The following is a 10,613-nucleotide window of genomic DNA, read 5'->3' as shown; positions in this document are numbered from 1 at the left end:
ACATCGCCGAGCAGCAGCAGGCGCCGACGGCCGCCGGTTCACCTCCGCCTGCGCGGAGCGGACGACAACGGGGCGGGCGCAGCCACCGGCCAGTTCGGTTCACCTCCGCCTGCGCGGAGCGGACGCCCCCTGACCCCGCCGCCGCGCCCGTCGCCACGGTTCACCTCCGCCTGCGCGGAGCGGACACACCGCGTTCACCCCCACCACCTCGCCCGTGCGGTTCACCTCCGCCTGCGCGGAGCGGACGTCGTGTTCCTCGTATGGGGTCTGCGCTGGGCCGGTTCACCTCCGCCTGCGCGGAGCGGACGACGTCACCCGGCGCGGCAGCGGCGCCGGGGAGGGTTCACCTCCGCCTGCGCGGAGCGGACCCTTCCTGACCTGCGGCGTCAGAGAGGGTTGGCAATTCCTTTACCAACGCTGTTGCGGCACATCAGAGTCTCCCTGGCCTTGATCAGATTGTGGCATCTCAGAGGCGTGCCACGGCGGTGGCAGAAGTCAGACTATCTCCGGCATGGCGACCGGCGGTGGAGGTGTCCGCAGGTGGGGCCGTGTTGTCAGTGGCTGCTGCTAGAAGTTCTCGGCATGAGTGATGTGGTGGTCCCGGACCAGGTGGATGTGCGGGTGTGGGGAAAGGAACGTGGGCTGCCGTATCCATACCCCTTGATCTGTCATCTGCTGGATGTGGCGGCGGTGTTCGGTGCGCTGTGGGATGTCCTGCTGCATCCTCGGTTACGGGAGCGGGTCGCCGCGGAGCTTGGGCTGGGTGTGGGCGATGCGCGAAGGGTGCTGGCGTGGTGGGCGGGTCTGCATGATCTGGGGAAGATCACGCCGCCGTTCCAGGCGCAGGTGCCGGATGCGTTCAAGGCGCTGACGGACGAAGGGAGTTACGTCGCGGCGGAGGGGGCCGAGAGGCTGGCCGGGTTCCGGCACGAGTTGGGAACGCACTGGGCGTTGGTGTCGTTGCTGGCGGAGGCCGGATATCCGGTGTCGCGGGTGCAGGCGCGGAGCCTGCCGCATCAAGTGGCCCAGTTGCTGGGCGGGCATCACGGGTGTTTTGCGGATGTGGTGCCGGTCCGGCAGGCCGCGGCAGCGGGGCAGTATCAGGCGGGGCTGGGGCAGCGCGGGTGGCAGGAGCAGCGGCGCTGTCACCTTGAGGCGGTCCGGCGGGCAGTCAGTGCCGATGCCGTGCCGGCAGGGCAGTTGTCGGCGGCGACTTCGGTGCGGGTGTACGGGCTGGTCGTGCTGGCGGACTGGCTGGCCAGCAGCGTCGAGTGGATCCTGCCCGGCCTGCCGAGCAGGACGTGGCCGGGCCGTCCGGAACAGCTCGATGCGCACTACCGGCAGGCCGTGCGGGACGCGCCCGGCGTGGTGGCGACGGCGCGGCTGGGCCGTACGGAGTTCCCGCGTGAGCGGGCTTTGAAGTTCGAGGAGTTGTTTCCGTTCGCGCCGAACGTGTTGCAGCAGGACGTCGCGGAGGTCTTGCCCGGTCTGGTGGGGGAAGAGGGCTCGGGGCTGGTTCTGGTGACAGCGCCGACCGGCGACGGGAAGACGGAAGCAGCCCTGTTCGCGGCCGCGTTGCTCGGTCGGGCTTCGGGGGCGCGGGGGGTGTACTTCGCGTTGCCGACGATGGCGACCGCGGACCAGATGTTCCCGCGGGTGGCGTCGTTCGCCGAACGCGTGCTGACCGGGGAGCGGGCCATGTTGCTGATGCACAGCGCGGCGTGGCTGAGCACCGCGATGGACGGTGCCCGGGGCGGACGCGCAACGGACACCTGGAGCCTTGAGGAGGCGGTCAAGCAGGGTGAGCAGGACGCGGATGCGTCAGGCGATAAGTTCAGTGCGGCCCCCGCCACTGCGGTGGAGGCGCGTGCGTGGCTGCGGGAGGGCGGCAAGCGGGGTTTCGCCGCGCCGTTGGGCGCGGGCACGATCGATCAGGCCCTGGCTGCGGTCCTGCCGGTCTCTTTCAACGCGCTGCGTCTGTTCGGTCTGTCGGACAAGGTGCTGATCGTGGACGAGGCGCATGCCTACGGGCCGTGGATGCACACGCTCATGGTCCGCCTTCTGGAATGGCTGGGGGCGTTGCGTGCTCCGGTGGTGCTGCTGTCGGCGACATTGACTGGCCGCTCCGCCAGTTCCCTCGTCGATGCCTATCGGCGGGGTGCCGGCTTCACCGCGCCCTGCGCCGTTCAGCCGGCCTACCCGGGTTGGCTGTTCGCGGACGCCACGACGGGAGGCGTGTCGGATGCGCGCGCGGTGGCGACCTCGCGCCCACGGACTCTGGACCTGTCGTTGCGGCAGGTGACCTGGGACTGCGAGGAGAGCGAAGGCGGGCCGAGGCTGGGCGGGCGGCGCGGCGTACTGCGCGAAGTCCTCACTCCCGTGGCCGAGTTCGGGGGGACGGCGCTGGTGTGCTGCACGACGGTCGCCGAGGCACAACGCACCTTCCGCGACCTCCGCAGGGCGTTCCCGGCGCTGGCCCGAAGGAAGGGTGGGATCCGGCTGCTTCACTCGCGTTTCCCCGGCCTGCTGCGACAGGAGATCACCGCCGACTGCGAAGGCGCCTACGGAAAGCCCGGCCCGGACAAGCAGTCCGGTGTGCGGCCCGCGTCGATCCTGGTGGCGACCCAGATCGTGGAACAGTCACTGGACTTCGACTTCGACCTCGTGGTCAGTGATCTCGCTCCGCTGGCCCTGCTCCTGCAACGCGCAGGCCGCGGACGGCGTCACGCGCGCGGGCCGACCGGACGGCCCGCTTGGGCGCGGGCGGAGGATCGGCCCGCTCTGGTCGTCCTGGAGCCCACCGGGCCGGACGGGGTGACCGAGCCCCCGGGGTCGTGGGGAGACGTCTACGACCATTCGCTCCTGCTGCGCTCGGCTGCCCTGCTGCGGGAGAAGGCAGGGCAGGGCATCGCTGTTCCCGGTGACGTGCAGGACCTCGTGGACGCCGTGTACGCGCAGGACTTCGCCGACCGGCTGAAGGAGGCCCGAGAGCAGGAGGCCGAAGCGGCGGCGCGGCGGCTGCACGCGCTCGACCAGCGCCGGACGGGCGCTCAGATCGCGGAGGAGACGCTCGCCGTGATGACCGGGGTCAGTCCACCGTATGCCGTACGCGGTGACCTGTCTCTCCTGAGCAAAGGCACCGCGGAGATGACCGCGGAGTTGCTCACCACCCGGCTCGGTGCCGACACCGGACGCCTGCTCTTGCTGTTCACCCAGGAGGCGGGCCGTGTGTCGCTCGACGAGGAGGGGCGACTCCCCCTGCCGGACAAGGGCGCCCCGGACCGGGCGGCGGTCCGGCGCATCGTCGCGCGCACCGTGCCTGTTCCCAGCCGTTGGCTGCCCCCGGCCGGCGACCGGCCCGAGCTGCCTGCGGCGTGGCGCAAGCACACGCACCTGCGTGACCTCGTCCTCGTACCCATGGTCCGTACCTCGGAGGGCAGCGGGAGCACGGTCTGGCACGGCGAACTCGACGGCAGGCAAGTCGAGTTCACACGGGAGACCGGAATCGATCGAGTTTGACCGAGTCCACCGAACCGCTTGAGCTCTGACGAGCACCCTTCAATGATGGTGACCAGGCCCGCCCCCCGTCACTGGGAGACGGGGGTGGGCTGGATGAACCCGCTTGCGCGGGCAGAGGGGGGAAACACCGGCGGCGAGCTGTGGCGCGCACCCGGTTCACCCCCGCTCACGCGGGGCCCTCGATCCCCATTGTGTCAACCCGCCCACCACAGGAGCGTGATGTTCGCGGTGTCCGCCTTTCCCCTTGACGAGTCACCGTGGATACCGGTCCTGTGGACGCCGGCCGTCCAAGCGGGCAGCCGGGACAGGCCGCCGCTGGTCGGCCTGCGCACCCTGCTCGCGCGCAGCCACGAGATCAGCTCGCTCGCCATCACCGAACCGCCCGCCTACTCCGCGTTCCTGCGCACGCTGTACGCGTTCACCGCCAGGGTGTGCGCACTGGATGAGGACGATGACGGATCGGGCGTGGACTGGTCAGAGCGCCGTCTGAACATTCTGGACGCGGGGCGGCTGCCCGCCGACGGCATCGACGCCTACTTCGACGCGTGGGCACACCGGTTGTGCTTGTTCGGCGAGCGGCCCTGGATGCAGGATCCGCGTCTTGCCGAACAGTGCGATCCGGCCCGTTCGGCCGGTGTCAACAAGCTGGTGCCGACCCGGCCTTCGGGCAACAACCACGCCTGGTTCACGCACGTCCAGGACAGTGACCCCGACCCCGTCCCCGCCGGTGAAGCCGCCATGAGCCTGCTGACCTGGCACTACTACGGCCCCTCCGGACGGGGCTCTGCCCGCACCGTCGGCGGAACGGCGAGCGCGAACATGAAGGCGGGCCCGCTGCGCGGCGCGCTCTCCTACCATCCCGAGGGCTCCACTCTCTTCGAGACCCTTCTGGCGGGCCTCCTCCACCCGGACCCGCAGGTGAGCCGCACGACGGACCGCTGCATGTGGGAATGGGAAGAGCTGCCCGACCCGGACGCTCCGCCGCCCCCCGTGCAGGGGCCCTGCTCGCGGCTGACGGCCGTCTCCCAGCACGCCCTGCTCCTGATCCCCGCCCCTGACGACGAGAACGTCGTGACGGACGCCTTCATCACCTGGGCCTACCGCGACGGACGTCTGCCGCGCGACGACCCGTTCCTGGTCTGGCAGATCAGCCAGCAGGGCAACCCCTATCCCCGGCCGGCGGATTCAAGGCGTGCGCTGTGGCGAGACATCGACGCCCTGCTGCTGCTCGAACCCGGCGGTACGGCCCAGGCCCGCCATCCCGAGGTCTTCTCCGCTCCCCACGCCCTGGAAGTCTCCGACGCGTTGGACAGGCCGCTGGCCGTGCGTGCTCTCGGCTTCGAGCAGGACGGGCAGGCCAAGGACCGTCAGTTCGTCGCCGGGCTGACCCCGCCCGTCCTCGACCGGGCGGAGCAGACCAACCCGGCCACCGCGCCGGCGGTCGGCTGGCTGCGGCGCACCGGCGAACTGTACGGGCGGCGCGTGCAGTACGCGGTGCGCCGTGCCTGCCAGCTCTACACCCACGAGACCAGACCGAAGGAAGCCGACAACTGGGCCGAACGGGCCGCCGCCCTGTACTGGCCGCAGGCCGAGGAGGAGTTCTGGTCCCGCTTCCACGGCCTCGATCCGACCGGCGCGCTCCTCGTCGAGGCCGGACTGGACCGTGACGCCGCCAGGCGGTCGTTCCTGCGGATCGCGGAACGGGCCTACGCGAGCGTCACCGACCCGGTGTGCCACACCCAGCGCGGTGCGCGTGCTGTCGCCGACGCCCACAGCGAGCTCTACGGCGGCAACCGGCGCCCGCGCTCCTGAAACGCCCCTGTCCGTCAGACCGCCGGCCGCGCCCGACGGCAACGGCCGTCCACGGAGGAACTCCCGATGACCATCACCGCCCCGCCCTCCACCCGGCTTGCCCTGTACCGCACGTACGTCGAAGAGATCACCGCCAGATGCGGTGCGGATCCTGGCGTCCGGGTCGCTCTGCGCAAGGGACTGCGCCGCGGGCTGGACGACGTCGGCTCGTTGCACCGCATCGTCGCCCCGTGGCTGCCCGAGGAGAGAGGAGAGGCGGAGGAACGGGCGTTCTACGCCGTGGCCGCGATGATCGCCGACCGCCCCCGCCACTCCTTCACCGCCCCAGCCGACGACGAGACGCCGGAGCCCGGCGGGCAGGACTCGGCTGCCGCCGTCGGCAACGAGCCGCAGACATCGGCGCCGACGGGCGAGGAGGCTCCTCCGGCAGAAGCGGGGAAGGCTCCTGCGCGGGCGCGCCGGGACAGCCTGGGTGCTTCGTTCGCCCGCGCCGTCACGCAGGGCGGGCAGGGCGGGGTCCGTCAGGACACGGCCGAAGCCCGCCTGAACCTTCTCACCCGGCAGAGCCTGGAGGGGCTCCACCGCCATCTGCCGGGCAGTGTCCGCCTGCTGCGCGCCGGCGACACCGACATCGACTTCGCCGTCCTCCTGGCCGACCTGGCGGCCTGGCCCCGGTACTCCAAGGCCATCTCCCGGCGCTGGCTCCAGGACTTCTACCGCCTCCGCAACTCCGCCCTCGAAGCCGCCGCCCGTCGCCGCGACAGCGAGGACGACGAGACCCGCGACCCCAACTGACCTGCCGCACCACCGGCTTGACACCCGGCCTCGGCGGGTCGACCGCACCCATCTCCCTGGAGGATCTCTCATGACTGCGCGCGCCCGATTCCTCGACATCCACATCATCCAGTCCGTGCCCTTCGCGAACCTCAACCGCGACGACACCAACTCCGTCAAGACCGTTCTGTACGGCGCGAAGCTGCGCACCCGAGTCTCCAGCCAGTCCTGGAAGCGGGCCACGCGCGTCGAGTTCGAGAGGATCACCGGGAGCAGCACACTGCGTACCCGCCGCATCGGTGAGGCCGTCACCCGCGAACTCGTCGACCGCGGCTGGCCGCAGGAACTCGCCGAGCGGGCAGGCGCCCACGTCGCCGCCTGCGTCGGCAAGTTCGAGGTCGAGGAGACGACAGAAGGGAAGACCAGGACCGCGATCCCCAACCGTGTGATCACCAACGCGATGGTCTACGTCCCCCAGGCAGCCGTGCGCGAACTCGCCGACCACGCCGAGGAACATCGTCCGACGTTGGAAGCCGCCAAGGACATCACCAAGAAAGGCGAGGCCAAAGCCTCCGCCCTGCCCAAGGCAGCGGTCGACGCGATCCTGCGCAGCCGCAACGACGTCATCAACCTCTTCGGGCGCATGCTCGCCGAGGTCGACCGGGCCGGCGTCGACGGCGCCGTCCAAGTGGCCCACGCCATGACCACCCACGAAGCCGACGCCGACCTCGACTACTTCACCGCTGTCGACGACCTCACCTCCACCTGGCAGGACACCACCGGCAGCGCCCACATGGGCCACGCCGAGTTCAGCGCCGGCACCTTCTACCGCTACGCCACCATCGACCTCGAAGAACTCACCCACAACCTCGCCGGCACCGACACCAGCGCCGACGTCCACGAGGTCCTCACCAACTTCCTGACCGCGTTCACCCTCGCCCTGCCCCAGGCCAAGAAGAACTCCACCGCCCCCCACACCCTGCCCCACCTCGTTCACTTCGCCGTGCGCGGCGACCGGCCCGTCTCCTTCGCCGCCGCCTTCGAAGAGCCCGTACGCCCCGGCGCACACGGTGGCAACGGCACACCCGCGGTGGACGCCCTCGCCCAGTACGCGGCAGCAGCCGGCTCCTTCCTCGGCACCAGCCACCTCCTTCACCGGAACTGGACCAGCCCGGAGCTCAAAGACCTCCCCGACGCCCTCGGCCGGCGCGCCGACGGCCTCGACGCCCTCATCGCCGAAGCCGTCAGCCACGTCCGGACCGCCGGGCAGGACAGCGCCGCGTGAGCGCCTCCCGCCGTGCACACGTACCGGGTCTGCTGCTGCGGCTGGCCTCACCCCTGCAGTCCTGGGGCGAGCACAGCCACTTCGACGACCGCGACACCCTGCCCTTCCCCACCCGCTCCGCCCTCACCGGCCTCCTCGCCTCGGCCCTGGGCCGCTCACGCCACCACAGCCTCGACGACCTCGCCCTGTCGGTCACCGTCCGCACCGACCGCCCCGGCAGTCCCCTGCGCGACTTCCATACCGTGGGAGGAGGCCAGAGCCGGGAACAGACCGTGATCACCGCCGAAGGCAAACGACGCGACAGCGACACCTCCACCCTCACCAGCACCCGCTGGTACCTGCAGGACGCCGTCTTCACCGTGGCCCTCACCCTGCCCGACCACACCGAACCCCCAGCCACCTGGAGCGACGCCCTGCTGTCCCCACGCTGGCCGCCCTACCTGGGCCGCCGCTCCTGCCCCCCGGCGGGCCCGCTCCTCCTCGGCCGCAGCACCGACGCCCTCCACGACCTCGTCCACCTCCCCCTCGCCCTGCACGCACGCCACGCCGTGACCAGTCCTGAAGACGGCGAAGGCGCCACCGTCCCGGTGCTCTTCCAGTCCGACCAGCCCCTGACCGCACTGCCCACCCCCCTTAGCCACAACAGCACACCCGACGACGGCGCGCACGAGCACTCCACCGTCCTCGACGCCCCCGTCGACTTCACCTCCCTGCACCGCCGCCACCGGGCCCGCCCTCTCTACCGGCGCACCCTCGCCCTGCCCGCCGCCCAATGCGCCGGCTACGGCACCGGACAACTGAGCCGCCTGGCCGCCTACACCTCCCCCACCTACACACCCGCCGCCGCCCAGGACGGAAGCATCAAGTGACCCTCTACCTCACCCGGCTCATCCCCCACCCCGCCTCCCGACTGGCCCAGCAGGAACTGGGCGCCAGCACCTCCCACGCCTCCCTCCACCGCCGCGTGATGTCCCTGTTCCCCGACGGCATCCCCGAGCAGGCCCGCACCCACTTCGGTGTCCTGTTCCGCGTCGAGGACACCCCCCGCGGCAGCCACCTCCTGCTCCAGTCCAACCAGCCACCCGACCCCGCCCGCCTCCCCGCCCCGTACGCCACCCTCACCACCCGCCCCCTCGACACCCTCCTCGACGCCCTGGAGCCCGGCCGCACCCTCCACTACCGCTGCACCGCTTCCCCCGTCCGCAAGCCCGGCGCCACCACCCGCGCCCACTACAACCTCCCCGCCGTCATCCCCCTCAACGGCAATGCCGCAGAGGAATGGTGGCAGCGCCAGGCCGACCAAGCAGGACTCAAAACGCTCACCCTGCACTCACAGCCCGTCGACGCGGCCCGCGACCGCCAGTACCCCGCCGGCACCACCCGCGCCGACCGTGCCAAGCACAACAACCGCGTCCATCACCACCGCGTCCGCTTCGACGGCACCGCCACCATCACCGACCCCGACCTGCTGCGCACCGCCATCCTCAGCGGCATCGGGCGCGGCAAGGCGTACGGTTGCGGACTTCTCAGCATCGCCCCCGCCCCGGATCCCGCATGACCGGCGTCACCGCCACGGCTCCCGGCCCCACCGGCGGGGGCCGTCGCCGTCTGGCCGCACCCACCGTCACCATGCTGCCCCGCGTCGTCGACAGCCTCTCCTTCCTCTACCTCGACATCGTCCGCATCCACCAGGACGACACCGGCGTCTGCGCGGAGATCACCACCCAACGACGTGGCACCGAAACCGTCTACCTCCCCACCGCCTCCCTCGCCTGCGTCCTGCTCGGCCCCGGAACCTCCATCACCGCACCCGCCCTGGCCACCTTCGCCCGCCACGGCACCACCGTCCTGATCACCGGCATGGGCGGCGTCCGCTGCTACGCCGCCACCGTCCCCGGCACCCTCACCACCACCTGGCTCGAACACCAGGCCCGCGCCTGGGCCGACGACACCCGCCGCCTCGCCATCGCCACCGCCATGTACGAGCACCGCTTCGGCCCCGACCAGGCACCGCCCGGAGCCACCCTCCAACAACTGCGCGGGCTCGAAGGCCAACGCGTCAAAGCCCTCTACAAACTCCTCGCACGACAGCACCGCATCCAACGCTTCCGCCGCTCCTACGACCCCGACTCCTGGGACACCCAGGACCCCGTCAACCTCGCCCTGTCGGCCGCCAACACCTGCCTCTACGGAATCGTCCATGCCGCCATCGTCGCCCTCGGCTGCTCTCCCGCCCTGGGATTCGTCCACAGCGGCAACCAGCAAGCCTTCGTCTACGACATCGCCGACCTCTACAAAGCCGAACTCACCATCCCTCTGGCGTTCTCCCTGAACACTTCCGACCGACCCGAAGCAGAAGCCCGCCGCTCCTTCCGCGAGGGCCTGCGCCTCTTCCGCCTCATGCCCCGCATCGTCCGCGACCTCCAGACCCTCCTCGCCCCCGACACCCCCCGGCCCGACCCCGACGAGACCCTCGACGAACAACTCGTCGACCTCTGGGACCCCGTCACCGGCCCTCTCCCCAGCGGCACCAACCACGCCTGACCCCCGACAGGAGCATCCGGCCCGTGCCCGCCATGACCGTCATCTCCGCCACCGCCGTCCCCGACCATCTGCGCGGCGCCCTCACCCGCTGGCTCCTCGAAGTCACCCCCACCCTGTACATCGGCACCATCTCAGCCCGCGTCCGCACCGAACTCTGGAACAACCTCACCACCTGCCTCACCCAAGGAAGCGCCGTCCTGGCCTACCCCGCAGCCAACGAACAGGGCTTTACCCTCCACACAGCCGGCCCCCAACGCCGCGACCCCCTCGACTTCGACGGCCTCACCCTCATCGCCTTCCAACGCCTCCCCACAAGTCAAGAAACTGCAAAGCCAACATAGAACCGCAGGCCACGAAGGGTCCGCTCCGCGCAGGCGGAGGTGAACCGATCCGCGAGCTGGGCGGGTCGGTCCCCGAGCCGTCCGCTCCGCGCAGGCGGAGGTGAACCGGCGTGGACCGGGGCCGCAGCCGCCTACCGGGAGTCCGCTCCGCGCAGGCGGAGGTGAACCGGCGCTGCACGAGATCGCGCTGACGCTGCTGGCGTCCGCTCCGCGCAGGCGGAGGTGAACCGGACGCGCAGATCGCCGCCGAACGCGAGGAGAAGTCCGCTCCGCGCAGGCGGAGGTGAACCGTCATGCTGCTCCGCACCCGCGAGCGGCTCGAGGTCCGCTCCGCGCAG

General features: G+C 71.1%; 8 protein-coding genes and 2 CRISPR repeat arrays. All 8 genes read left to right on the top strand.

Annotation, left to right across the window (positions count from 1 at the left end):
• Window positions 1–34 precede the first annotated feature (34 nt).
• Window positions 35–368: a CRISPR direct-repeat array (repeat unit 29 nt; unit sequence CGGTTCACCTCCGCCTGCGCGGAGCGGAC).
• A gap of 214 nt (window positions 369–582) precedes the next feature.
• The 8 genes from GA0115242_RS37705 to cas2e all read left to right on the top strand — a co-directional run bounded on the left by GA0115242_RS37705 (window position 583) and on the right by cas2e (window position 10,275).
• Window positions 583–3,519: a CRISPR-associated endonuclease Cas3'' gene (locus GA0115242_RS37705; RefSeq protein WP_093836169.1), complete on the top strand. Its 2,937-nt coding sequence runs from the start codon at window positions 583–585 to the stop codon at window positions 3,517–3,519.
• A gap of 219 nt (window positions 3,520–3,738) precedes the next feature.
• Window positions 3,739–5,331: a type I-E CRISPR-associated protein Cse1/CasA gene (gene casA, locus GA0115242_RS37700; protein ID WP_176729993.1), complete on the top strand. Its 1,593-nt coding sequence runs from the start codon at window positions 3,739–3,741 to the stop codon at window positions 5,329–5,331.
• Between the two features lie 66 nt (window positions 5,332–5,397).
• Window positions 5,398–6,126: a type I-E CRISPR-associated protein Cse2/CasB gene (casB, locus tag GA0115242_RS37695; protein WP_202556535.1), complete on the top strand. Its 729-nt coding sequence runs from the start codon at window positions 5,398–5,400 to the stop codon at window positions 6,124–6,126.
• Between the two features lie 70 nt (window positions 6,127–6,196).
• Complete coding sequence (gene cas7e / locus GA0115242_RS37690) at window positions 6,197–7,390, top strand: type I-E CRISPR-associated protein Cas7/Cse4/CasC (RefSeq protein WP_093836165.1); 1,194 nt, start codon at window positions 6,197–6,199, stop codon at window positions 7,388–7,390.
• Complete coding sequence (gene cas5e, locus GA0115242_RS37685) at window positions 7,387–8,259, top strand: type I-E CRISPR-associated protein Cas5/CasD (RefSeq protein WP_093836164.1); 873 nt, start codon at window positions 7,387–7,389, stop codon at window positions 8,257–8,259. Before cas7e ends, cas5e begins: the two co-directional genes overlap by 4 nt.
• On the top strand, window positions 8,256–8,948 hold the full coding sequence (gene cas6e / locus GA0115242_RS37680) for a type I-E CRISPR-associated protein Cas6/Cse3/CasE (RefSeq protein ID WP_093836163.1): 693 nt from the start codon (window positions 8,256–8,258) through the stop codon (window positions 8,946–8,948). The genes cas5e and cas6e overlap by 4 nt, the downstream gene beginning before the upstream one ends.
• Window positions 8,945–9,934: a type I-E CRISPR-associated endonuclease Cas1e gene (cas1e, locus tag GA0115242_RS37675; RefSeq protein WP_237549548.1), complete on the top strand. Its 990-nt coding sequence runs from the start codon at window positions 8,945–8,947 to the stop codon at window positions 9,932–9,934. Before cas6e ends, cas1e begins: the two co-directional genes overlap by 4 nt.
• 23 nt (window positions 9,935–9,957) lie before the next feature.
• The gene (gene cas2e, locus GA0115242_RS37670; RefSeq protein ID WP_093836162.1) at window positions 9,958–10,275 is read left to right on the top strand and encodes a type I-E CRISPR-associated endoribonuclease Cas2e; all 318 of its coding nucleotides are present in this window, start codon (window positions 9,958–9,960) and stop codon (window positions 10,273–10,275) included.
• Between the two features lie 18 nt (window positions 10,276–10,293).
• Window positions 10,294–10,566: direct repeats of the CRISPR family, unit length 29 nt; unit sequence GTCCGCTCCGCGCAGGCGGAGGTGAACCG.
• Window positions 10,567–10,613: the final 47 nt, after the last annotated feature.

It is taken from the genome of Streptomyces sp. SolWspMP-5a-2, from assembly GCF_900091845.1.
GTDB classification, from domain to species: domain Bacteria; phylum Actinomycetota; class Actinomycetes; order Streptomycetales; family Streptomycetaceae; genus Streptomyces; species Streptomyces doudnae.
The sequence above is the reverse complement of the archived record's forward strand: the minus strand, read 5'-3'. Positions and strand labels throughout refer to the sequence as shown.

What these genes read in the sequence shown, in the direction of transcription:
- cas1e (WP_237549548.1), top strand. Translation starts at nt 8,945, where the DNA reads ATGACCGGCGTCACCGCCACGGCTCCCGGCCCCACCGGCGGGGGCCGT.
- casB (WP_202556535.1), top strand. Translation starts at nt 5,398, where the DNA reads ATGACCATCACCGCCCCGCCCTCCACCCGGCTTGCCCTGTACCGCACG.
- GA0115242_RS37705 (WP_093836169.1), top strand. Translation starts at nt 583, where the DNA reads ATGAGTGATGTGGTGGTCCCGGACCAGGTGGATGTGCGGGTGTGGGGA.
- casA (WP_176729993.1), top strand. Translation starts at nt 3,739, where the DNA reads ATGTTCGCGGTGTCCGCCTTTCCCCTTGACGAGTCACCGTGGATACCG.
- cas7e (WP_093836165.1), top strand. Translation starts at nt 6,197, where the DNA reads ATGACTGCGCGCGCCCGATTCCTCGACATCCACATCATCCAGTCCGTG.